This is a genomic window from Candidatus Magnetaquiglobus sp., from assembly GCF_058402785.1.
In genome coordinates, this window is the sequence record NZ_JBZVFG010000007.1 from 91,103 (window position 1) to 115,115 (window position 24,013).

Below are 24,013 nucleotides of genomic sequence, written 5' to 3' on the forward strand. Positions count from 1 at the left end.
GCTTGGCATGCGAGGTTATCGGACAGGGAGTTGGAGATGATTCAGACCGTGCGCGGCGTGCGCGACATTCCACCCGAGGAGAGCGGGCGCTGGAGCTTTCTCGAGGATCGCGCGCGGCGGATCTTCGCGCAATACGGCTATCGGGAGCTGAGAACCCCGCTGTTCGAGCGGGTGGAACTCTTCTCGCGCGCCGTGGGCGAGGCCACCGACATCGTGGAAAAGGAGATGTACGTTTTCGCGGATCGCGGCGGCGAGCGTTTGTGTCTGCGTCCCGAGGGGACCGCCTCGGCGGTCCGGTCGTTCATCGAGACCAGCCGGCACCGCTCCCTGCCGTGGCGGGTCTTCTACATGGGGCCGATGTTCCGCTACGAGCGTCCGCAAAAGGGACGCTACCGCCAGTTCCATCAGATCGGCTGCGAACTGTTCGGTCCCGAGGGGCCGCTGGCCGACGCGGAGATGATGGCGCTGGTGCTGCGTCTGTTGCGCGCCATCGGCATCGGCGCGGCGGTGACCCTGGAGATCAACTCCCTGGGCTGTCCCACCTGTCGGGTGCCCTATCGGGAAAAGCTGGTCAACCATCTGGAGTCGGCCAGGTCCAGACTGTGCGGCAACTGTCAGAATCGTTTGGAGCGCAATCCGCTGCGGGTTCTCGACTGCAAGGAGGAGGATCCGGCCTTGCTGGCCGGCGTGCCGCACATGCGCGATCATCTGTGCGCGGGGTGCGAGAGCCATTTCCAGGGGTTGCTCGCCCATCTGGACCGTCTGGCACTCCCCTACCGGTTGAATCCATTGATGGTGCGCGGTCTGGACTATTACCATCGGACCGCCTTCGAGGCGATCGCCGAGGGGTTGGGCGCCCAGAACGCCGTGGCCGCCGGCGGACGCTACGATGGGTTGGTGGCGGAGATGGGCGGGGTGGCCACCCCGGCGATCGGCTTCGCCATGGGCATGGAACGGCTGCTGATGCTGATGGACGAATCCTTGGGGTCGTCCGAGGTGGCGGATCTCTATCTGGTGGCGGTCGGGGATGGGGTGGTGGAGGCCGAGGCGGTACGGATCGCCGAGGGGCTGCGGGAGAAGGGGATCGCGGTGGAGATGCACCTGGGCGGTGGCGGCATGAAGAGCCAGATGAAACATGCCGGGCGGTCGCGGGCGCCGTTGGCGGTGATCATCGGTCAGGACGAGCTGACGGAGGGTGTGGCGACCGTGAAGGCGATGGAGAGCGGCAGTCAGGAGCGGGTGGCCCGGGATGAACTGGACGGGCGGATCCTGGCGCTGTTGGGCAGGTCAATCGGATAAGGACACGCTTCGAGCGGACAGGGGAATGAACCGTGGCGCAGATTGAGATTCAGGGCATTTTCGAAGAGGTTGACGAACAGCTGGAGGTGGAAAACGCCGCCCGCATGTGGATGAAATACAGGACATGGATCCTCGGCGGTCTGATCCTGTTGTTCGTGGGGCTGTTCGCCTATGTGGGCTGGACCGAATACCAGAAGAAACGCGACCAGGAGGTGGCGCAACGCTATCTGACCGCCCTGGATGGTTTGAGCGACGCGGACGAGACGGCGGGGCGCGCGGGGTTGGCCGAGGTGGCGGCCACCTATGGGGATCACGGTTATGCGTTGCTGGCGCGGTTTGCCGAGGCGCGTATCCTGGCGCGGGAGGGCAAGACCGAGGAGGCGGCCCTGATGCTCGAGGAGGTGGCGGCCATGGCCAAGCCACCCTTGAAGAATCTGGCCATCATGCAGGCCGCGTTCGTGATCTCCGATGATCCGAAGCGGGCGCTGCGTCGGCTGGAGAACATTCCCCGCGATTCGGTGTTCAAGCCGCATGCCCTGGAGCTGGCCGGCGTGCTGACCGCCGGGCAGGGGGACGCGCCGGGCGCCCTGGCCCTGTACAAGGACGCGCTCTCCCTGAAGCCGGAAGGGAGTCTGCGCAAGCGGTTGGAGCGGCGCATTCAGCGCATGGGCGGTTGAGCAACGGTGAACGGGGAGGGTGTGGCATGAACAAGCGTGGTCTGGCATGTTGGGTCTCCCTGACCCTGATGGCGTCGCTCCTTCCCGGATGCTCGACGCCGACCTGGCTGGGCGGCAAGGTGGACGAAATGGAGAGCCATCAGTTTCGGGCTCCGGATCCGGGCAAGGGAACCGGTCTGCGCCTGGTCTGGAAACGGGGGGTGGCCAGCTCTCCGGACAAGCACTTCGTTCATCCCGGCAGAGTGGCCAAGGATGAGGATTCGATCTACGTCGGGACCTATCAGGGGCGCGTGGCACGGGTGAAACGGGCCACGGGCGACATCGTTTGGGAGTATTCCCTCGGCTCGGCGGTGATGGGTGGCGTGGCCGTGGACGGGGAGCGGGTCTATGCCGGCACCGAACAGGGGACGGTGGTCGCCCTGTCGCGCAACACCGGCGTGGAGGTGTGGCGGACGCGCATGAACACCGCAGTCGATTCGGCTCCGTTGGTCGTGGATGGCAAGGTGATCCTGCTGACCCTCGACAACCGTTCCCATGCCCTGGATGCCACCACCGGTCAGCCGGTTTGGAGCCATTCCACCCTGGCCGAGGGGCTGGTGGTGATGGGCTCCTCCACCCCCACGTTCGCGGACGGTCTGGTGTTCGTCGGCTACTCCTCGGGCGAGGTGTTCGCCTTGCGCTCCGACAACGGTCAGAAAGCGTGGTCCGACAACCTGCGCGTGCTGGGCGGAAGCAGCGAGCTGGACCTGATGCAGGACGTGGATGCCTCGGTGGTCTTCTCCGAGGTGCAGGGACCGCGATTGGGCGCACGCAAGGCCTACATGGTCAACCATCAGGGACGGTTGATCGCCTGTCAGGTGGGCACGGGCAACCGGATCTGGGAAAAACGGCTCTCTGCCGTGCGTCAGCCGCTCTGGTCGATGGATCGCCTGTTCGTCGTCGATCTGGAGGGGTATGTCTCGGCCATCGGCGCGGATGACGGCATCGAGCTGTGGCGGGTGCGCCTGAGCGATGGACAGTTGACCTCTCCGGTGCTCCACAAGGATCGGCTGGTGGTGGCCGACGACCAGGAACGGTTGTACACCCTCGATCCGGCCAGCGGACGGGTGTTGGGTCGCGAGTCGTTGCCGGGCGCGGTGTTGTCGTTGCCGGTGGTGGCTGCGGATGGGGTTTATTTTTGGACGAACAGGGGTGATCTGCTGCGTTATGAATAAGGACGGGGCCACGGAGTCCGTGGAGGAGAGGCGGGATTCCGGACCGCTGTTGGCGTTGGTGGGGCGTCCGAATGTCGGCAAGTCCTCGCTGTTCAATCGGATGACCCGCAGCCGGGCGGCTCTGGTGGACGATACGCCGGGTCTGACCCGTGACCGCAAGTACGGTCACGCGGTGTGGGATGGCAAGCCGTTCCGGGTGGTGGATACCGGCGGTTTCGAGTTCGACGAACGCGAGCCGTTGATGGAGCGCATGCGTCAGCAGGTGGAGCTGGCGATCCAGGAGGCGGATGTCCTGCTGCTGGTGCTGGATGCGCGGGTCGGTCCGTTGCCGGATGACCAGGAGCTGGCGCGGCGTCTGCGGCGTGGCGGCAAGCCGGTGGTGTGCGTGGTCAACAAGGCCGAGGGGTTGGTGGGGGCCGAGGGGGTGGGGGAGTTTCACCGTCTGGGCCTGCAACCCGTCGTGGCGATCTCCGCGACCCACGGCACCGGGGTGGATGAGCTGTTGCGGCAGGCTCTGGGGCGTGGTCGGGCGGCGACGGATGTCGAGTCGGACGCCCATCCCCCCAAGCGCGATGACGACGATGTGGCGCGGGTGGCCATCGTGGGCTGTCCGAACGCGGGCAAGAGCACGCTGGTCAACCGGTTGTTGGGTGAGGAACGGTTCGTCACCTCCGAGATTCCCGGCACCACCCGTGACGCGGTGGATGTTTCGTTCGTGGACGGCAAGGGGCAGAAGTACATCCTGGTGGACACCGCCGGCATCCGGCGCAAGGCGCGGATTGCGTTGCGCATCGAGAAATATGCCGCGATCGCTGCCTTGAACGCCATGGAGAAGGCCAAAACCGCCGTCTTGGTGTTGGATGCGATCCGGGGCATCAGCGAGCAGGATCAACGGGTGGCCGGTCATGCGTTGGAGGCCGGTTGCGGGTTGGTGTTCGCGGTGAACAAGTGGGACGCGCTGGCCAAGCGTGGACGGGATGCGGAGAACGCCTTTCGGCGCGAGCTGGGTTTGGCATTCCCTCGTTTTGATCATGCGCCGGTGGTGTTTTTGTCCGGGCGGACCGGGCAGGGGGTGGAGCGGTTGTTGCCGGCGGTGCGCAAGGTGTGGGAGTCGGGACGCAAGCGCATTTCGACCGGCATGTTGAATCGCTGGCTGGCTGAGGCGGTGGAGGCCAACCCGCCTCCGCGCGCCGCAGGCCGACCGGTCAAGCTGCGCTTCATGTCGCAGGTGAAGAGTTCGCCACCGTTGATCATCTTTTTCGTGAATCGTCCGGACGCCATCGAGGAGAGTTACCGGCGTTATCTGGAAAACCGGCTGCGGGAGCGGTTCGCGTTTCAGGGCGTGCCGATCCGGTTGGATTTTCGCGGTGGGGAGAATCCCTATGTGACCACGGGGAAGAAGCCCTCTTGATCGGGTGATGCGGAGGATGCGTTGAAATGTGCGTAACCTGCATGATGGGGGGAGAACCCCCACCCCCTTTACCATTCAGCCCCCCTCTCTATGGCCGGGGACCGGGGACCGCAAGGTCCCCGGCTTAAGTGCGGAGGCAGAGCCTCCGAGGTGTTGTTTTTGATTTTATTGTCTTTTGTCTTTGGTACGTTCTGCGAAAAAACGCTGCGTGCAGCCATGTTCGCGGGATCGTTTTGCCAAAGGCGCAAAACGATCCCGCGAACATGGCCCCAAACAGGCCGCCGGAGGCGGCTTGTTGTGCTGAAAGGCAATGTGCCCCCTCCTTATGCCCTTACGGGCAACGGAGGGGGCACATGAGACGGCGCGCGCTTTTCACGCTAAGCGGTTTTTCGCAAAAGGCGCGAAAAACCGCTTAGCGTGAAAAGCGCGCGAAAGACAACATCAAAAGCAACTTCCCAAGGGCTTCGCCCTTGGATCCCACCAGGGGCCATTGGCCCCTGGACCCCGCCACATGTAGGGGTCCTGAATACCTGTCGTGCGCCTTTCATGGAATCAGGCGATTTTTTTGCTCGAAAACGCGGGTGCGCGGCTGTCGTGCCGGTGATCGTCGCCGGTTTGGGGCCATGACCACCGGCGAGTTCGCGGATCGCCAAACCGGACCGTTCCGTTTCCATATCCGTCAGCGAGGAGCCATGCAACCGACCCTTTTGACCGTGTTTCTGCTCATCCTCTCGAACGTCTTCATGACCTTCGCCTGGTATGGTCACTTGAAGCATCTCGGGGATCGGAGCTGGTATGTCGCCGCGCTGGTGAGCTGGGGGATCGCCTTGTTCGAATATCTGCTCCAGGTGCCGGCCAACCGCATCGGCTATACGGTGCTCTCCGTGTCGCAGTTGAAGATCATGCAGGAGGTGATCACCCTGCTGGTTTTCATGCCGTTCGCGGTCTTCTACATGGGGCAGCCGCTGAAGCTCGATTATCTTTGGGCCGGATTGTGCCTGGTGGGTGCGGTGTATTTCATCTTCCGGTCGTGAAGACGCCTCATCCGACCTGGGTCACGGTGCTTTTTCCGCCGTCGGCCAGGATCGCCTCGACCCTCTGGCGCCACAACCGACCGAACTCGGCGCGCAGCTCGGGCATGGCCCGGTTGCTCAACACCAGCGGCATGATCTCCCCCATGCGCGGGTCGGGCGGGATGGCGGCGGGGGAGTAGACCAGGGCCACCTTGCGTCCGGTGGAGATGGCCTCGAAGACGAACGGGGCCGCGCTGCCCATCCCCTCCTGGAAACGCATCAGGTTCATGCGGTTGTGCTGTCCGGCCAGCCCCTTGAAGCCGTTCAGCCCCGCGGCGCCGCTCACCAGGGTGAAGATCTGGGTGATCGGGCCGGTGACCCCCTCCTCGATGCGGTTGGGCACGGTGATCAGAACATCCCCGCGTATCGGAATGGTCTCCGGGTACAACAGTTCCATGGCGCGCCGGATCATCAGGAAGGCGCCGGCCACGGTCGGGCAGGCGTGTCCGGCCAGCTTCACCGCGTCGTTGAAAGTGTAGACGAACGGCTCCTCGCCGGCGCCCAACAGCTCGGCCAAGGGATCGCGCAGGGTGATGTTCGGGGTTTCTGGGAATGACATCTGGAAGTGTCTCCTGGTGGTTGAGGTCATGGATGCGGCGTGCGCCATTCGGTGGGGGATTGGCGGCGTGCGCGCCATCCGGCAAGATTGGTTTCACACCCGTTTCACGGCATGGCGTCGGGCAGGCCGAGGATCCCCTCGATCAACTCCCGCACGATGCCGAAACCGCCCGGCGTCTTCAACACCCGCCAGGCAGCCTTGCGCACCACCGCCTGGGCATCGGCCACCGCCACCGGGAAGCCGGCGATTTTCATGGCCGGCAGGTCGTTGATGTCGTTGCCCACGAAGATGATCCGCTCCGGTTTGAAACCGTGTTCGCGACAGAGCGCCTCCAGGGCCGCCCCCTTGTCGCGCACCGCCTGAAACACCGGAAGTTTGAGTTTTCTGGCCCGGGCCGACACCACCGGATTGGTCTCCGTGGACATGATGAAGGCGGGAATGCCCGCCGCGCGCAGGATATCGAATCCCATGCCGTCGCCGCGACTGCACAGCACCGACTCGATGCCATCCTGATTCACCAACACCCGGTTGTCGGTCAGCACGCCATCGAAGTCGAACACGATGGCATCCATCCAGGCCAAAGGCGAGCCACGCACCGGTTCGGGAGCGATCCGTTCGCAACGCCACTCCTGGGAGGGGCGGCAGTTGAGCAGGGTGTCGATCTCCTGACTCTCCTTTTCGTCCATCAGGAACAACGTCACCTTGCTGCCCACCAGACTCTTGTTTTCGCGCAACAGTTCGCCGCGGGCGATGGTGATCGAGCCGTTTTCGCGGAAACTCCGTTCCGCCTCGCCCATCTCCTGGATGCGGGTGCGCAAGCGCAGGTCGAAGCCGGGACGGGGGTTGCGCGGATTGGTCCAGAAGAGTTGCGGTTGGGCGCAGACGCTCACCAGCGAATCGGCCCCCTCGGCCTGGAACTGCCATACCGCGGCGGTCACCCGTCCGGGGGAGCGCAACGGCGTGGTGGGGCTGAGGATCATGATCGCGTCGGGCTTGAAGAACTCCCGCTTGGCGAACTCCTCCATGAGTGGGGCGAGGGCGGCTTCCAGGGAGACCCCCTCCCTGGCGAGGGTCGCGGGGATCAGGATCGGCACCTCGGCTCCGGCCAGCCGGGCGCTCTGGGCGATCTCCTCCTGATCGGTGAGCACCACGGTGCGGGTGACCGCCGGACAGTTCAGGGCGTGTTCGACGGTCCAGGCGAGCAGGGGTCGTCCACCCAGATCCTGGAGAAACCGGTTGGTGGATCCCTTGGCGCCACAGCGGGCCGGGATGATGGCGAGGAGTTTCATGGGCAGGCCCGGCAGTGGTTGACCTCCACGGTGACGTGATCCAGCCCCTCGATGCCGCGCAACAGGGTTTTGTAGTGGTCCGCGCCTTCGGGATGGTGGGTGATGAGGGAGATGATGCAGGCGTGACTGCTCGGACCGACCCGCCACAGGTGGAGATCGGCGATTTCGATGTCGGCGTCGTGGTCGAAGAAGCGGTCGCGGATCACCTCGCGCAACGGGAAATTATCCTCGGCGTCGAGCAGGGTCTTGGCGCTGTCGCGGATCAAACCATACGCCCAGACCGCGATCACCACGGAGCCGAGGATGCCCATCAGGGGATCCATCCATACCCACCCCAGGGTCATGCCGCACAACAGGGCGACGATGGCGGTCACCGAGGTCATGGCATCGGCGATGACGTGCAGATAGGCTCCGCGCAGGTTATGATCCTGATGTCCGTCGGCCTGGGTCGGGTGATGGTCGTGATCGTGATGGTCATCGTGGTCATCGTGGTCATCGTGGTCATCGTGGACGGCCTGCCGGGCGTGGTGTCCGTGGTCGTGATGGTCCGGATGATCGTGGCCGTGGCCATGGTGATGGGCGCCGCCGAGCAGCCAGGCGCTGACCAGATTCACCACCAGTCCCGCCATCGCCACGAACAGGGCGGTGGAGAACTCCACCGGGATTGGGGTGATCAACCGTTGCAGCGATTCCACCGCCATCATCAGGGCGATGAGGCTCAAGGCCACGGCGCTGGCGAAGCCGCCCAACGGACCGGTTTTGCCGGAGCCGAAGGTGAAGCGGGGATTGCTGGCATTGCGGCGCGCGAAGGCGTAGGCGAAGGCGGCCAGGCCCAGGGCTGCGGCATGGGTGCCCATGTGCCAGCCGTCGGCGGTGAGGGCCATGGAGCCGGTGGCGTAGCCGGCCAGCAGTTCGATGATCATGGTGACCAGGGTGAGAGCGACCACCCAGTGGGTGCGACGTTCGGCCTCGAGTTTTTCGTTCAGGCCAAAGCTGTGTTCGTGGCGCCAGAGGGAGGTGTCGTGGCCGAGGGGGCGGGCAGCGTGAGCGATCATTGGGGCAGTTTCTCCAACAGGGAGGCGAGGAGTTGGCCATCGGGCCAAAAGAGTTCGTGTCCGGTGCCGGAGATCCGGGAGGTGGCCTTGTCGCGCAGGACCGGGACATTGTTGAGATCCTGGCTGATGCCGGGAACCAGGAAATCCCCCATGGCGAACGGTCCGCCGCGCACGATGGAGATGTAGCGGATCTCCGGGTGGGGCTGGTGGTTCAACCAGAACAGGAGCGATCCCGGATGCTGGCGCACGATGTCCAGATAGAGCCCGCGGGAGACCCGCAAGGTCCGATAGTCGCCATTGTCGAAGAAGTCGCGCAGGATGTCGATGGGCCATGGATCATCCGTGGCGTTCAGGGCCTGTTCGGCGCGTGGGGTGCCCAGATGGGGCGAGGCGATGGTGATGAGCGCCTTGGGATTGGGGACTTCGCCGCGCACCAGGGAGAGGCGCAACACTACGCCACCCGCCGAATGGCCGACCAGAATGAGTGGTTCGTTCGGGTGGCGCTGGGCCAAAAGGCGCCACATGGGAGTCAGGTGATCGGCCTGGAGTCCCAGGGGGGCGATGGAGGGGAGTTCCACCAGATAGATTTTTTTCGCGGCTTTCCGCCCCGTGCCGGAAACTTCCGTCACGCCGCCCGGTCCCAGGGAGAGGATGCCGGCCCGCTCCCACCCTTTTTGGACAAGCATCGGCACCACGCCGCTCCGCTCCCAGGAGGCGGCGGAACCGAGATAGCCGTGGGCCAGGACCAGCACATCGCTTCGGCCCGTGGAGGGGATGAACAGGGTGGTGACGAGTAGCGCGAACGCCGCGAGGAGGGGTTTCATGGTCGTGGCTCCTGGAGGATGTCGTGATTTGCGCGACAAGTTGGCGTATCTTGTCGGACCAATTATGGTCCCATCGCGCGGCGAATTCAAGCAGTTGCTAATAATGATGAATTGCCATTGCGTTTTTCAGGAATGGGTGAAAAAATCTTGCAATCCTTGATCTGGCATTTGTTATAGGGAGATTGGCCATGGACATGAATCGGGATCTGAAGAACGCCGGGCTCAAGGCTACCGCGCCGCGCATGAAAGTGCTGCGTCTGTTCGTTTCCGACGCGGGTCAACACATGAGCGCCGAGGACGTGTATCGCAAGCTGATGTCGGATGGCGAGGAGATCGGTCTGGCGACCATCTATCGGGTTCTGACCCAGTTCGAACACGCCGGACTGCTGATGCGCAGCCATTTCGAGTCCGGCAAGGCGATCTACGAGTTCAACCAGGGGGAGCACCACGACCATCTGGTCTGCATGCAGTGTGGCCGGGTGGAGGAGTTCGTGGACGCCACCATCGAGAAACGCCAGAAGGAGATCGCCGAGGCGCGCGGTTTCGCGGTGCAGGACCACTCGTTGTCGCTGTATGTGAACTGTCAGAACACGGTCTGCCCCCACCGATCCCATGGATGAGGGTCGGCAACCGCATCGGCTCGGGATTCGGGTTCATGACCCCCGGATCCCCGTGATTCCGGCCTCAAGGGGGCGTCTCACCCGCCGTTTTCACCCTCCCCATTCGTTTCCCCCTCTTCCAGATCGCCCTCGAGCGGCAGTTTCAGCGCCAGATTGACCGCCTGATAGACCTGCGCGCGTCGGATCGGCTTGGGCAGGATCAACACCCCCGGCAACTCCTCGGCCACCCGCCGCTCGTCCCCGCCGAACAACAACACCGGTGTGTCGGCCATGCCCGGCAGGGCGCGCAGACGCCGGGTCTCCTCCACCCCTCCCGAGGGGGAGAGGGAGCAGTCCAGACAGACCAGATCGAATGCCGATCGACCGCTTTCGTCCACCATCGCATCCACGGTCTGACACTGGCTGGCCTCGACCACCTCCAGGCCGCGGGCAATGAGGAGTTTTTTCAAGATCAGACGGTTGACAGGATGCTTGCCGGCCACCAGCGCCTTGCTTCCGGCCAGGGTTCCGGGGGGCGCCACCCCAGGCGCATCCACCACCACCGGTTGATCGCGCGCCTCGACGAGATCCTGCTCCGGAACCTCCAGCGGCAGGGTGATCACGAAGGTGCTCCCTTCCTCGACGCGGCTGGCCAGCCGGATCGAACCGCCCATCAACTCGATGATCCGCTTGGTGATCGCCAGCCCGAGTCCCGATCCGCCGTAGGGACGCGACAGGGAGGAGTCCACCTGGATGAAGGGGTCGAAGATGGTGGCGTGCAGTTCCTCGGGGATGCCGATTCCGGTATCGGCGATGGTGAGGATCACCGTGCCGGGAGGCGCCGGAGGTGGGGCCATCTCCACGCTCATCTCGACGCTGCCCTGGGGGGTGAACTTGATGGCATTGCCCAACAGATGCAGCAACGCCTGCCGCAGCCGCACCGCGTCGCCGCGCAGGCGCGCCGGCAGATCGGGCTGGATCCGGCAGGAAAACGCCAACCCCTTGGTGCGCGCCTCGGTGGTCACCATGGCCGCGGCCCCCTCCACCAGACCGCGCAATTCGAACAGCTGTTTTTCCAGATTGAACTGCTTGGTGTCCACCCGCGAGATGTCCAGCAGGTCGTCGATCATCAGGGTGAGCCGGTCCGCGGCGGACAACACCTCCTTGATGTACTTGCGTTGGGTCTTGTTCAACTCGCCGTTGTTCTTTTCGGTCACCAGGTTGGCGCAACCGATGATGGTGTTGAGCGGGGTGCGCAATTCGTGGCTGATGTTGGCCATGAAGTCGTTCTTGACCTGAATCGCCGCCTCGGCGGCGGCGCGCGCCTGTTCGAGGGCCTTCTCCATCTCGATGCGCAGCGACACATCCTCCTTGATCGCGATGTAATGGATGGTGCCCGCCTCCCGATCCTGGATGGTCGAGATGGCGTTCAACTCCCAATAGGTGGAGCCGTCCTTGCGCCGGTTGTGCAGCTCGCCGCGCCACACCTGCCCCGAGGCGATGGTCTCCCAGAGGTTCTTGTAGGTCGAGGCCGGGGTCTTGCCGGATTTGAGAAACCCCGGATCCCGTCCGATGCTCTCCTCGGCGGCATAACCGGTCAGGGTGGTGAATTGGGGATTGACGTATTCGATGAGCCCTTGCGGATTGGTGATCATCACCGCCGCCGGACTCTGCTCCACCGCCCTGGAGAGCTTGCGGATGGCGCTTTCGATCCGTTTGCGCTCCTCCAGTTCGCTCCTTAAACTGTCGCGGGCGTCGATGATGGCGTCGGCCAGTTGGCGGAAACGGCTGCGCAGGGTCTGGAGTTCGTCCTGTTGGCCAGGGGTGGCGCTCGAGACCGAGGCGAGCACGGTTCGGGAGAAATCCACGATGTCACGGGTGATCTGTTCAATGTGACGGGTGATCCAGAGCATGATCAACAGGCAGGCGATGATCAGCGCGCCGGCGGTGATGAACCGTTGATGGCGTTCCGTGGCCAGGATCGATTTCAACAGGGATTCCAACGTCTCCGTCGATTCCAGGGTCACCAGTTGCAACAGCAGATCCGAGGAGCCGAAATCGAAGAACGAATACCCGGAGACCATGAACCGTCCCGAGGTGTCGGAGAGAGGAATGCCCGAGGGGAGGATCTCCGGCTGGTTGGAGGCGATGATGGTCTGTTTGTCCCCCTCGATCAGCGCCACCAGACCGGTATAGCGTCCTACCGGTCCCTGGAAGCGCGACAGGAACTCGTCGTTGAGGGGGGCGGCCAGCATGAGGGTGGCCTTGGGATCGCCAGAGCGGTCGAGCACCGTCTCCGAAGTGATCAGATAGGGAGCGCCGGCGATGGCGGTCAGAAAGGTCTGGTTGTGGCTCAACTCCATGAGCAGCGGCGTGGGTTCGAGGAGTTCGCGGGGCGGCGGGGCGGTCTGTCCCTGGTGGATCTCGCGCACCCGTCCATCCTGATCGAGCAGCAAAAGCAGGGGCAGGGGGGTGAAACCGCGCAATACCGAGGCGCGCGGCAGCCAGGGCGGCGGACGTTCGCGGTGGATCACCTGGGAGCTTGCGGCATCCACGGTCGGCCAGTCGTCGATGTAGTCGAGAAAGTTTTTCTGGGCGGCCAGAAGGCGCACCGACTGGTGATAGGCGCGGATGTGGTTGTCGAAGAGAATGCGGTTGGCGGCGGCCTTTTCGCCGAGCACCGCCGAGAGACGGGAATGGAAGATGGTGCGCAGATGGTCGGTCTGCACCAGGTCCAGGAGGCTCCAGGTCGCGGTGGCCACCAGCATGGTGGCCAACAGGGCCTTCCAGGTCAGGGAGAGTCGTTTGAGCATCGCCGACAACCGTCACGCCGCCATCCAGTCGAGTCCCGTTCCCCTTGGCGTGGAGAGGCTCCAGACCAAGGGGGGAGGGACGGTGATTCCTGCATGCGCGCCGCTGTCACGCCACGTCGAGTTGAATGGTGGGGTTGGGCGCGTCGTCACGACCAGAGGGGTTGGTGAACTGGTCGTTCAGGTTCTGAACGTACATATCGGAGTTTTTGAGCACTTTCTCGATCTTCATTTTCGCCAGGCGGCCCCAGCCGGCGGGCTGGACGTTGAGCAGGGGGCGCATGGGTCGGGTGTTGCGCACGAAGGCGTTTTCCACATACTCGCGCAGATCGGTGTCCACGAGTTCGCTGGGGATTTTCTTGATCAGGAGCGTGGCGGTGAGCTTGCGCAGCAGGAAGTGCAAAAAGACGATCGCCGACAAAGAGGCGGCGGCGAGGATCCCCACCAGAAGCTGGACCCAGACGGGGCGCTCGACCCAGGTTTGGAGGTCGAGCCAGGTGCCGACCGGCACGCCGGCGGAGGAGAGCGCTCCGAACAGGCCCACGAGGGTGATCAGGAGGGCGAAATCGAGCAGCAGGGTGTTTTTGCGCCACCGCTTCAGGAGTTCGTTGGTTTTGGGCGCCACATGATGCATGAGTTGCTTGGCGGTGTGTTCCAGGACGCCGATGATCCGGTAGGCCCGTTCCACCTCCACGCGCCGGATCCGTTCGTCGATCTCGTCCATGTCCTCCTGGCGTTTGTTTTCGTAGCGGGTGCGCATGGTGTCGTCGTCGATGGGCAGGGCGGCTTCGAGGTTGTAGATCTGGTAGAAGCGTCCGGCGGTCAGACCCGACTGGGCCAGGGAGCGTTGCCAGGCGGCGGTGACGTCTTCGAGGTTGTCCTCGCGCACCGTGCAGTCCATCTGGTTGAGGATGAAGAGGAACTTGTTCGAGTCCGCCCGGTTGATGGTGTTTTTCACCAGATGGTCCAGGGTATCCTTCATGGCGCCGGGTTCCGGGTGGCGGGCATCGAAGAAGACCAGCACCAGATCGGAGATGCTCATGATGTGATCGGTGATGCGCAGGGTGGAGGTGCGTTGCGCGTCGGCGTCGAAGCCGGGGGAGTCGATGAGGATCTTGCCGCGCAGTTTTTCGGTGAGGCAGGTCTTGAGCTGGAGATAGGCGTCGATGCGCTTGCCCTCGCCCTGGACCACGCTTTCGATCTGCTGGCTGATTTGATAGAAGGGGAAACGCGGATCCGCGTCCAGGGCCAGACCGGGCAGGGTGCGCACCTTCTCCTCTTTGCTGTAGCAGATCACCGTGAACTTGTCGTCCACGGCCTGATTGCCGGTGCGTTGGAGTTTTTGACCGATGAAGGTGTTGATGAAGGTGGATTTTCCCGAGGAAAAGGTGCCCAGGATCGAGATCAGAGGCCACCAGGAGACCCGGGTGGCGAACGAGTCGTCGCGGCTGATCACGCCCATGCGATAGGCGACCTGATCGAGTTCGCGGAAGGTTTGGACCACCTGAAGCAGGACGGGGTTTTCCTGTTGCAGATGTTTTTCGAGGCTGTTGAGACGGCGATCCACTTGGCTGCTGGCGCTGGTGAACATGAAGTCGCTCCGGGTTGATGGCATGATGGGTGATGCGTACGTGGGATCCTCGGGGGTGCCGTGGGGATCCGTGGATCGTTCGGTTCCGGGTTCCTGGCTGGTTCCCTTTCGCAAAAGAATCCAGACGCCACGAGATCCTATCACGCCTTGGGACGGATCTAAAGGCGCGGCTCCCGATTCTTGGTGTTCGTTGACCTTGAAAAGTGATATTCTGGAATGGTGATCATTGTCCAGGCAAGGGGATGCCCACGCCCTCCGCACCGGGAGGGTGTCAACCGGGGCGGTTCGTGTGCGGACGGGTGCGATAACCGGAAATTTTTTCGATTCGGTTGACAGGTCGGGACGGGAACTTCATAGTTTTTGGCTTGTCCCATGCATCAGAGGTGGAGTTTGTCTTTGCGCATTTCAAGGAGTGAACCTAACGTGAAAATGACGGGCGCGCAGATCGTGATACAAACCCTGGTGGATCTGGGGGTCGATACCCTGTTCGGCTATCCCGGCGGCACGGTTTTGTATATTTACGACGAGCTTTACAAAAACAAGCACCGGATCCATCACTATCTCACCCGCCACGAGCAAGGCGCGGTGCATGCCGCCGATGGCTACGCCCGCGTCACCGGACGGGTGGGCGTGGCGATCGTCACCTCCGGTCCCGGCGCCACCAATGCCGTCACCGGCCTGGCTACCGCCCACATGGATTCGATTCCGCTGTTGTGCATCTCCGGACAGGTTCCGGCGCCGCTCATCGGCAACGACGCCTTCCAGGAGGCCGATACCGTGGGCATCACCCGCTCCTGCACCAAACACAACTTCCTGGTGCGCGATGTCAACGATCTGGCGCGGGTTTTGCGCGAGGCCCACTTCATCGCCCGCAGCGGACGTCCTGGACCGGTGCTGGTCGATATTCCCAAGGATATCACCGTGGCCGAGACCGAGTATGTCTACTCCGGCGCCGAACCGAAGATCCGTTCCTACAAGCCCACCCTGTCCGGGCATGTCGGTCAGATCCGGCGCGGTGCCCGGATGTTTCAGCAGGCCAAGCGCCCGGTGCTCTACGTGGGCGGCGGCGCGGTGCTCTCGAACGCCTCGGAGGAGCTGTTCAAACTGGTGGAGGGATTGAATTTCCCGCTCACCAACACCTTGATGGGGCTGGGATCGTTCCCCGCCGCCGATGGACGCTTCATCGGCATGCTCGGCATGCATGGCACCTACGAGGCCAACATGGCGGTCTCCAACTGTGATCTGCTGGTGGCCATCGGCTCCCGATTCGACGACCGGGTGACCGGCAAGCTGTCGGTGTTCGCCCCCCACGCGGCCATCATGCACATCGACGTGGATCCCACCTCGATCTCCAAGAACGTGAAGGTGGATCTGCCGATCGTGGGCGACGTGAAGCATGTGCTCGCCCAGCTCAACGACCTGGTGCATGCGCCGGGTTACAAGTCCGGGTTGCAGGACGTGGGTCCCTGGTGGGAGCAGATCAACGAATGGCGCAAGCGGGAGTGCCTGCGGTTCAATCAGGGCAGCGAGGTGATCGAGCCCCAGTACGTGATCCAGTGCCTGCATCAGGTCACCAAGGGCGATGCGATCGTGGCCACGGACGTGGGTCAGCATCAGATGTGGGCCGCGCAGTTCTACGGCTTCGAGAAGCCGCGGCGCTGGCTCACCTCGGGCGGACTCGGGACCATGGGATATGGTCTGCCCGCCGGCATGGGCGCCCAGGTGGCCAAACCCGACGCCCAGGTGGTGGTGATCACCGGCGAGGGGTCGATCCAGATGAATGTCCAGGAGTTCGCCACCTGCTTGCAGTACAAACTGCCGGTCAAGGTGATCATCCTGAACAACGGCTATCTGGGCATGGTGCGTCAGTGGCAGGAGTTCTTCTACGAGCGGCGCTACGCCGAATCGGACATGCACGTCACCCCGGATTTCGTCCGTCTCGCCGAGGCGTATGGGGCGTTGGGTCTGGTGTGCGATCGGGTGGACCAGGTGATCCCGACCCTGGAGCGGGGATTGAGCCATCCGGGCACGGTGATCATGGATTTTCGCGTCAACCGCGAGGCGAACGTCTATCCCATGGTGCCCGCCGGCGCGGGTTTGAATGAGATGATATTGATTTAACCCGCACCCGGCTTGGAATGTGTAGATTGTACTGTTGAAAAAAAAGAGAGCGTCTGGGAGATTCCTCTCCCAGGGTTTTGACTTTGATTTTGGCGCGCTCTTCTCAAGAAAGCCTTTTTCGCGGCCTTATGCGAAAAAGGCGTCGCGCGCAGCCTTCGCGAGGGTCGTTTCCGTTTTTTGGAAACGACCCTCGTATCTTGCACAAGGGCCGCGCGGAAAGTGACGCTTCTCAAGATGGTTGCGGTATGGTGCCGTGGAATACGCCTTCATCACCGATCTCGAGGATGTCGCTTCGCTTGCCAGCTCCGAGCTGTTCGCGCTCGCCCAGGTGTGGGAGGAGCGCCGGCGGGAGTTGGAGGGGAGCAAAAGCTTCGAGGAGTTCAAACGGCGTCTGCACCGCGAGTGGGCCATCGAGACGGGCCTGATCGAGCGGCTCTATCACTGGGACCGTGGGGTCACCGAGCTTCTGATCGAACAGGGGATCGAAGCCAGCCTGATCGTCCATCGCGGCAATATGAGCCGCGACCAGGCCGAGGGTGTGGCGGCGTTGATCCAGGATCAACGCCATGTGGTGGAGGGGTTGTTTGATTTCGTCACGAGTGCGCGGGAGCTTTCCGAAAGCTATATTTGCGAGCTGCATGCCGAGTTCACCCGGCAGCAGGAGTCGGTGCCCGCCGAAACCCTTGATGGTCGTCGGATCGAAGTGCCTTTGTTGAAAGGGCAATACAAGACATGCCCGAACAATCCCAGACGTGAAGATGGATCTTTTCATCCGTATTGCCCGCCGGAGTTCGTCTCCGATGAGATGGAGCGCCTGCTGACCTGGTACAATAAGCATGTTCGTAACGAGACCCCGCCGGAGGTGCTTGCTGCGTTTCTGCATCATCGTTTTACCCAGATTCATCCGTTCCAGGACGGCAATGGCCGGGTGGCGCGCTCTCTGGCCAGTCTGGTGTTCATCAAGCACCGGCTCTTTCCTCTGGTGATTCGCGACATGGAGCGCGCGGTCTACATCGAGGCCCTGGAGCAGGCCGATCAGGGGCGGTTGAAACCTCTGTGTGATTTTTTTGTCTCTGGACAGAGGCGTTCGATCCTGGCGGCACTCAAGGTTGAACAGGAGCTTCCTGAGACACGCCATGCCGAGGCGATTTTGAGTTCGGGTTTGAGGTTGATACAGAAAAATCTCCAGATTCAGCTTCAAGATCAGATCAGGCACCAAAAAGTATCTCGTTTGTTGGAGATTCTTGTGAGAATCACCAAAGAAAGGTTTGAGACTTTTTTGGTTAATTCTTCAGCTGAGATTTCGTCATTGAATGAGATTTCCAAACTGAATGAGAATGCCTCCAGAAATTATTACGACATTCTGATCGACAACTATTCAGGGCATTATTGCAATATCGAAATGGCTGTTGTTGGAATCAATAATCGTGAGAAATATCGAAATGTTCAGAGCCAGTTTCGCTTAGAGTATCTTGCGATGATCAATAACAACAAATCACAACTCTATAAAATCTCAAGAGAGATGTTGGAAGGTTTTCCGGGTTGTGATCTGGTATCTGTGGTTGATGACAGACAATGGGAAAGATTGAGTATCATCACAAAGAATGTATTTCAGTTTGTGGTTTCGTTTCATGGTGTTATTCCGGATAATCAAAACATTCTGGCTGCAACCGGTTTTATTCTGCAGAGAGAATATGATGAGACCAGAGATGGATTCAGAACAACCGATCTTAGACCCGCGGCTCCTGACTTTTTCCAATTCAACCACAAGGACGATGAAGAGAACGTGACGGCCCGTTTCAAGGAGTGGTTGGAAGAGTCGCTGGCGATTGGTTTGGCCGAGTGGCACAAGGCGGTCGCTCGGGAGGTGGTGGGTGGGGATGGCGCGACGTGAGGCCATGGGGTTCGCGTTGATGTTTGGTGAGATTTAAGCTACGTTAAACAATCAGGGAAGCTATCTGTGTCAGGAGGGCGCCATGCGTCACGTCATATCGGTGTTGGTGGAAAACGAAGCCGGGGTGTTGTCCCGGGTGGTGGGACTGTTCTCGGCGCGGGGGTTCAACATCGAAACCCTCACCGTGGCCCCGGTCGGCGATGGCGAAACCTCGCGCATCACCCTGGTTACCCGTGGCGAGGATTCGATCATCGAGCAGATCTTGAAGCAGCTCAACAAACTGGTGCCGGTGATCCAGGTGGCCGATCTCACCGAGGGGGCGCATGTCGAGCGTGAACTGATGCTTGTCAAGGTGGCCACCGATCGCGACACCCGCGCCGAGGTGTTGCGCATCGCCGACATCTTCCGCTCCCGAGTGGTGGATGCCACCCCCACCTCGTTCATGATCGAGGTGACCGGCGATTCGAGCAAACTCGATGCCTGTCTGGCCCTCCTGACTCCGCTTGGGGTCACGGAAATGGTGCGCACCGGTCTGGTGGCCCTTTCTCGCGGCGAGAAGGGGATGGTTTCCAAGAGCAGCCATTGAATCCGGATCGCTTTGGTCTCATCATGAGGGATTTCAAAGGCGCGGCGTTCCGACGGGTCGGGATGCTCGGCGCGTCTCCTTCCATCTTTGTCAAAAGGTATGCTCCATGAAAGTCTATTACGACAGCGACGCCGATCTGAACGAGATCCGTTCCCGTCAGGTGGCGATCATCGGTTACGGCTCCCAGGGTCACGCCCATGCCCAGAATCTCAAGGATTCCGGCGTGAGCGTCACCGTGGGTCTGCGCCGCGATTCCTCCTCCTGGGCCAAGGCCGAAGGGGCCGGTCTGAGCGTCAAGGAGGTCTCCGCCGCCGTGGCCGGAGCCGACGTGGTGATGATCCTGGTTCCGGACGAGCATCAGGCGCGGGTCTATCGCGAGGATGTAGCCCCGAATCTCAAGAACGGCGCGGCGTTGGTTTTTGCGCATGGTTTCAACATCCATTTCGGTCAGATCGATCCGCCCAAGGGTGTCGATGTCTTCCTGGTCGCGCCGAAAGGTCCCGGCCATCTGGTGCGTGCCGAGTATCTCAAGGGGGGTGGCGTTCCGAGTCTGATCGCCATCCATCAGGATGCCACCGGCAAGGCCAAATCCATCGCGTTGGCCTATGCCTCGGCCAACGGTGGCGGGCGGGCCGGCATCATCGAGACCAGTTTCCGCGAGGAGACCGAGACCGATCTGTTCGGCGAGCAGGCGGTGTTGTGCGGTGGCATCACGGCGTTGATCCAGGCGGGTTTCGAGACCCTGGTCGAGGCTGGTTATGCTCCGGAGATGGCCTATTTCGAGTGTTTGCACGAGACCAAGCTGATCGTGGACCTGATCTACGAGGGCGGCATCGCCAACATGCGTTATTCGATCTCGAATACCGCCGAGTATGGGGATCTGACCCGTGGTCCGCGGGTGGTCGATGCCGGCACCAAGCAGGAGATGAAGAAGATTCTCGACGAGATCCAGACCGGTGTTTTTGCCCGTGAGTGGATTCTGGAGAACATGGCCGGTCGCTCTCATTTCCAGGCGTTGCGTCGTCGTGGCACCGAGCATCCCATCGAGAAGGTGGGGGCCGGGTTGCGGGAGATGATGCCGTGGATTCGCAAGGGCAAGTTGGTGGACAAGTCCAAGAACTGATCAAGAACTGATCAAGGACTGAGTGGTCTGAAGTGTCGCAGGGGTCCGGGGACCGCAAGGTCCCCGGCTTAAGTGCGGAGGCAGAGCCTCCGAGGTTTTGGTTTTGCCTTTGCCTTTGGCGCGCGCCATTAAACCGCGTCTGTTTTGAGATGCGTCGTTTCCCGCAAGGCCACAGTGCAACATACGAGCTTCGTTTCCAAACTTGCATGATGGGGGGAGAACCTCCTCAGCCCCCAACCGTGGACCTCCCTTACGGGAGTTCCACGGTAAACTTGCCTGACAGGGGGAGAACCTCCTCACCCCGGGGCCCTGGGTCCCTGGACCCGCCAGTTTGGATCCGACCCGGCTCCCCTGGCCCCTGACTTGACCCCCACCCGCTTTGGCCCCTGTCCATATCGGGTTCACATCGATTGCTGAATTTGGAGATCACGCATGTCATCACGCTCACCAGTGGCCAAGGAAGGTCTGCCGTTCATCGCTGCATTCGTGGTCGTGGCCGCGGTGGCAAGCGCCCTGCATGCCCACCCGCTGGCCCAGGGGGTTCTGTGGATCCTGGCCGGCTGGTGCGTCTGGTTCTTCCGCGACCCGGAACGCCAAACGCCCACCGGTGACGGTCTGGTGATCGCCCCGGCGGATGGCCGGGTGGTGGCCATCGAAGAGACCATCGCCCCCCTCTCCGGCCTGCCGGCACGCAAGTTCTCCATCTTCATGAACGTCTTTAGCGTCCATGTGAACCGCTTTCCCATCGATGGTACGGTCGAGGCGGTCGCCTACCACCCCGGCAAGTTCCTCAATGCCGCCCTGGACAAGGCCTCGATCGAAAACGAACGCATGGAGGTCCATGCCAAAACCAAAAATGGCGTGTCGATCTCCTTCGTGCAGGTGGCCGGACTGGTGGCACGCCGCATCATCTGCTACCTCAAGGCCGGAGACGCCAAGAACGCCGGCCAACGGTTCGGCCTGATCCGGTTCGGCTCGCGGGTGGATGTCTACCTGCCGCTCACGGCCAAGATCGAACCGGCCCTGGGGGACAAAACCCGCGCCGGCGAAACGATCATCGCCCGACTGTAGGCGTCCGGGGGCCATGCCCCACAAGATTGATTGCCGGCACGCACTTCCAAAAAAGAGAGAACCATCACTGTGGGCGAAACCAGCGAGAATACCAAGAAAGGGGCGATCATCTTTCCGTGCCTGCTGACCACCGGAGGGATGTTCTTCGGCTTCTACGCCATCATGGCCGCCTTGACCGGCAGCTATCAACAGGGCGCCATGGCGATCCTGGTGGCTGGCGTGTTCGATGGCCTGGATGGCCGCGTGGCGCGCGCCATGAACGCCACCTCGGCTTTTGGCAAGGAGTACGACAGCCTGGCCGACTTCCTGTCGTTCGGCATCGCCCCGGCAGTCCTGATCCATCAGTGGGCCCTGACCCCCTTCGCCAGGGTTGGCTGGGCCGGCGCGTTCCTGTTCGCGGTGTGCGGCGCGCTGCGCCTGGCACGCTTCAACGTGCAGAAGGCCGCACCCATCGAATCGGTGGCCAAACGCTATTTCCAGGGATTGCCCATTCCCGCCGCCGCCGGCGTGCTCGCGGCCACGGTGCTCTTTTATGTGGAGTTGGGCATCGCGCCTCCAGGCGGACGCGCCGAGGCCGGCATTTCGGAGTTCTGGCGCTGGCTTCCCCTGGTGCTCGTCTATGCCCTGGGCATCCTGATGGTGAGCGGCATCCGCTTCCGCAGCTTCAAGGAGTTCAACTGGCACCGCCGTCGTCCCTTCCTGACCCTGGTGGCGGTGGTGCTGTTCATCACCGTGCTCACCATCCACATGGCCGCTACCCTGTTCGCGGTCTGTTGGGCCTATCTGCTCTCCGCCTACTCCAGCCACCGGGAGTATCGTCGTCTGCTGGCCCAGGGACAGGAGGAGGAAGAGGACGAGGTGAAGGAGTTCAACGAGGCCGCCGAGGGCGAGGAGTCCGGGAAGTCCCACGCCTGACCCGGCATGCGGCATGGCCCGGTCCCTGCATCACCGATGACCGGCCAGTCGGATCCGAGTGGCGTGTCGATCCAGGAGGGATGAACATGTCCGAGAAAGTTTTCATCTTTGATACCACCTTGCGGGACGGCGAACAGTCGCCCGGCGCGTCGATGACCCCGGACGAGAAGTTGCGCGTCGCCCTGCAGTTGGAACGACTCAAGGTGGATGTGATCGAGGCCGGCTTTCCCATCTCCTCGCCGGGCAACTTCGAATCGGTGCGCAACATCGCCCGCTCCATCCGCGACTGCTCGGTGGCCGGACTGGCGCGCGCCCGCGACGCGGATATCGATCGCGCCTGGGAGGCGCTGCGCGAGGGGGCCAATCCCCGCATCCACCTGTTCATCGCCACCAGTCCCATTCACATGCGTCACAAACTCGGCATGGCCCCGGATCAGGTGGTCGAGGCCGCGGTGGCCGGCGTGCGACGCGCCAAACGCCACACCTCGAACGTCGAGTGGTCCGCCGAGGATGCGGGACGCTCGGAGATGGACTTTCTGTGCCGGATCGTCGAGGCGGTGATCGATGCCGGGGCCACCACGGTCAACATCCCGGATACGGTCGGCTACACCCTGCCGCATGAGTTCGGCGAACGGATCCATCAACTGATGAGCCGGGTGCCCAACATCCATCGCGCGGTCATTTCGGTTCACTGTCACAACGATCTGGGTCTGGCCACGGCCAACTCCCTGGCTGCGGTGCGTAACGGTGCCCGCCAGGTCGAATGCACCATCAACGGGCTGGGCGAACGGGCCGGCAACGCGGCGCTCGAAGAGGTGGTGATGGCGCTGCGCACCCGACGCGACATCATGCCCTACCACACCGACGTGATCACCGAGGAGATCACCACCGCCTCGCGTCTGGTCTCGCGCATCACCGGCTTTCCGATCCAGCCCAACAAGGCCATCGTCGGTGCCAACGCCTTTGCCCACGAATCCGGGATCCATCAGGATGGCATGCTCAAGGATGCCTCCACCTACGAGATCATGACCCCGGCCTCGGTGGGTCTGGCCACCAACCGCCTGGTGCTGGGCAAGCACTCCGGACGCCATGCCTTTGCCGAACGGTTGCGCGAGCTGGGCTACCAGCTCCCGGAAGGGCAGGTCGAGCGCATCATGCAGCGCTTCAAGGATCTGGCGGACAAGAAGAAAAACCTCTTCGACGACGACATTCGCGCCCTGGTGGACGACGAGATGGTGCGCGAGGCCGATCCGTACAAGCTGACTCGTCTGCATGTCGCCTCGGGCACCGAGGATACTCCGGTGGCGGCGGTGGAGATCCAGGTGAACGGGCATGCCCAGCGCGGCGCGGGGTGGGGCGAGGGGGCGATCCACGCGGTGTTCAACGCCATCGTCAATCTGGTGCCCGGCGCCAACGAGGTGCGGTTGCAACGTTATGAGGTGCGCGCCATCACCGGCGGCATCGATGCCCAGGCGGACGTGATCGTCAACATGGAGCGGGACGAGCGCTCCGTGCAGGGGCGCGGGGTGGACAACGACGTGGTGGTGGCCTCGGCGCTGGCCTTCTTGAATGCGCTGGCCAAGCTGGCCCGGCGTCCGGCGGAGCAGCGCGGCGGGGTGTGATTGTCGGCACGGGTGGCGGTTGGAGGGCGCGCTAAACCGCACCCATCACGGGATGCGTGGTTCCATGATCAAGGGTCCAGGGGGATTATCCCCCTGGTGGGATCCAAGGGCAAAGCCCTTGGGACTTTGTTTTTGACTTGAGCGCGTTCTTCCTCAAAGAAGCCTTTTTCGCGTTTTTTGCGAAAAAGGCGCCGCGCGCAGCCTTTGCGAGATTCGTTTTTGCTTTTTACCGTGGAACTCCCGTAAGGGAGGGCCACGGTTGGGGGGTGAGGGGGTTCTC

19 protein-coding genes are annotated in these 24,013 nt (G+C 62.5%); 13 read left to right on the plus strand and 6 right to left on the minus strand.

Translation table 11 applies throughout. From position 1 onward, the window contains the following. Nucleotides 1-36 precede the first annotated feature (36 nt). From hisS to ACV4UY_RS04260, 5 genes are all read left to right on the plus strand, one after another. A complete protein-coding gene (gene hisS / locus ACV4UY_RS04240) occupies nucleotides 37-1,299 on the plus strand; it encodes a histidine--tRNA ligase (RefSeq protein WP_491606403.1) in 1,263 nt (420 codons plus the stop codon). Between the two features lie 32 nt (nucleotides 1,300-1,331). Continuing rightward, the gene (locus tag ACV4UY_RS04245; protein ID WP_491606404.1) at nucleotides 1,332-1,976 is read left to right on the plus strand and encodes a tetratricopeptide repeat protein; all 645 of its coding nucleotides are present in this window, start codon (nucleotides 1,332-1,334) and stop codon (nucleotides 1,974-1,976) included. 26 nt (nucleotides 1,977-2,002) lie between these two features. After that, the gene (locus tag ACV4UY_RS04250; protein ID WP_491606405.1) at nucleotides 2,003-3,190 is read left to right on the plus strand and encodes an outer membrane protein assembly factor BamB family protein; all 1,188 of its coding nucleotides are present in this window, start codon (nucleotides 2,003-2,005) and stop codon (nucleotides 3,188-3,190) included. Next, complete coding sequence (gene der / locus ACV4UY_RS04255; RefSeq protein ID WP_491606406.1) at nucleotides 3,183-4,601, plus strand: ribosome biogenesis GTPase Der; 1,419 nt, start codon at nucleotides 3,183-3,185, stop codon at nucleotides 4,599-4,601. Before ACV4UY_RS04250 ends, der begins: the two co-directional genes overlap by 8 nt. A gap of 692 nt (nucleotides 4,602-5,293) precedes the next feature. Continuing rightward, a complete protein-coding gene (locus tag ACV4UY_RS04260; protein WP_420906074.1) occupies nucleotides 5,294-5,635 on the plus strand; it encodes a DMT family protein in 342 nt (113 codons plus the stop codon). Between the two features lie 7 nt (nucleotides 5,636-5,642). Here the strand turns inward: ACV4UY_RS04260 and ACV4UY_RS04265 are convergent, their stop codons facing one another. The 4 genes from ACV4UY_RS04265 to ACV4UY_RS04280 form a co-directional block, all read right to left on the minus strand. Next, nucleotides 5,643-6,233, minus strand: coding sequence for a hypothetical protein (locus tag ACV4UY_RS04265; protein WP_491606407.1), 591 nt, complete (start codon nucleotides 6,231-6,233; stop codon nucleotides 5,643-5,645). Between the two features lie 104 nt (nucleotides 6,234-6,337). Next, nucleotides 6,338-7,522, minus strand: coding sequence for a cytidylyltransferase domain-containing protein (locus tag ACV4UY_RS04270; protein WP_491606408.1), 1,185 nt, complete (start codon nucleotides 7,520-7,522; stop codon nucleotides 6,338-6,340). Next, the gene (dmeF, locus tag ACV4UY_RS04275) at nucleotides 7,519-8,577 is read right to left on the minus strand and encodes a CDF family Co(II)/Ni(II) efflux transporter DmeF (RefSeq protein WP_491606409.1); all 1,059 of its coding nucleotides are present in this window, start codon (nucleotides 8,575-8,577) and stop codon (nucleotides 7,519-7,521) included. Before dmeF ends, ACV4UY_RS04270 begins: the two co-directional genes overlap by 4 nt. Beyond that, complete coding sequence (locus tag ACV4UY_RS04280) at nucleotides 8,574-9,401, minus strand: esterase/lipase family protein (RefSeq protein WP_491606410.1); 828 nt, start codon at nucleotides 9,399-9,401, stop codon at nucleotides 8,574-8,576. Before ACV4UY_RS04280 ends, dmeF begins: the two co-directional genes overlap by 4 nt. Before the next feature lie 188 nt (nucleotides 9,402-9,589). Between ACV4UY_RS04280 and fur the strand changes: the two genes are divergently transcribed. Further along, a complete protein-coding gene (gene fur, locus ACV4UY_RS04285; protein ID WP_491606411.1) occupies nucleotides 9,590-10,021 on the plus strand; it encodes a ferric iron uptake transcriptional regulator in 432 nt (143 codons plus the stop codon). A 77-nt stretch (nucleotides 10,022-10,098) separates the two neighbouring features. On the opposite strand, the gene ACV4UY_RS04290 is transcribed toward fur, so the two are convergent. Both ACV4UY_RS04290 and ACV4UY_RS04295 read right to left on the minus strand, forming a co-directional pair. Beyond that, entirely contained in the window at nucleotides 10,099-12,813 is a 2,715-nt protein-coding gene (locus tag ACV4UY_RS04290; protein WP_491606412.1) for a hybrid sensor histidine kinase/response regulator, read from the minus strand. 106 nt (nucleotides 12,814-12,919) lie between these two features. Then, nucleotides 12,920-14,401, minus strand: coding sequence for a dynamin family protein (locus ACV4UY_RS04295; RefSeq protein WP_491606413.1), 1,482 nt, complete (start codon nucleotides 14,399-14,401; stop codon nucleotides 12,920-12,922). Nucleotides 14,402-14,830: 429 nt separating this feature from the next. Here ACV4UY_RS04295 and ilvB point away from each other — a divergent pair, with 429 nt between their 5' ends. The 7 genes from ilvB (at nucleotide 14,831) to ACV4UY_RS04330 (ending at nucleotide 23,733) form a co-directional block, all read left to right on the plus strand. Next, nucleotides 14,831-16,522, plus strand: a complete 1,692-nt coding sequence (ilvB, locus tag ACV4UY_RS04300) for a biosynthetic-type acetolactate synthase large subunit (RefSeq protein WP_491606421.1) — start codon at nucleotides 14,831-14,833, stop codon at nucleotides 16,520-16,522. A gap of 253 nt (nucleotides 16,523-16,775) precedes the next feature. Next, nucleotides 16,776-18,416, plus strand: coding sequence for a Fic family protein (locus ACV4UY_RS04305; RefSeq protein WP_491606414.1), 1,641 nt, complete (start codon nucleotides 16,776-16,778; stop codon nucleotides 18,414-18,416). A gap of 82 nt (nucleotides 18,417-18,498) precedes the next feature. Beyond that, entirely contained in the window at nucleotides 18,499-19,002 is a 504-nt protein-coding gene (ilvN, locus tag ACV4UY_RS04310; protein ID WP_491606415.1) for an acetolactate synthase small subunit, read from the plus strand. 106 nt (nucleotides 19,003-19,108) lie between these two features. Continuing rightward, the gene (ilvC, locus tag ACV4UY_RS04315; protein ID WP_491606416.1) at nucleotides 19,109-20,125 is read left to right on the plus strand and encodes a ketol-acid reductoisomerase; all 1,017 of its coding nucleotides are present in this window, start codon (nucleotides 19,109-19,111) and stop codon (nucleotides 20,123-20,125) included. Nucleotides 20,126-20,557: 432 nt separating this feature from the next. Next, complete coding sequence (locus tag ACV4UY_RS04320; protein WP_491606417.1) at nucleotides 20,558-21,196, plus strand: phosphatidylserine decarboxylase family protein; 639 nt, start codon at nucleotides 20,558-20,560, stop codon at nucleotides 21,194-21,196. 69 nt (nucleotides 21,197-21,265) lie between these two features. Beyond that, nucleotides 21,266-22,111 (plus strand): CDP-diacylglycerol--serine O-phosphatidyltransferase, encoded by an 846-nt coding sequence (gene pssA, locus ACV4UY_RS04325; RefSeq protein ID WP_491606418.1) that lies wholly within the window; start codon nucleotides 21,266-21,268, stop codon nucleotides 22,109-22,111. 86 nt (nucleotides 22,112-22,197) lie between these two features. Next, nucleotides 22,198-23,733, plus strand: coding sequence for a 2-isopropylmalate synthase (locus tag ACV4UY_RS04330; RefSeq protein WP_491606419.1), 1,536 nt, complete (start codon nucleotides 22,198-22,200; stop codon nucleotides 23,731-23,733). The last annotated feature ends 280 nt before the right edge of the window (nucleotides 23,734-24,013 follow it).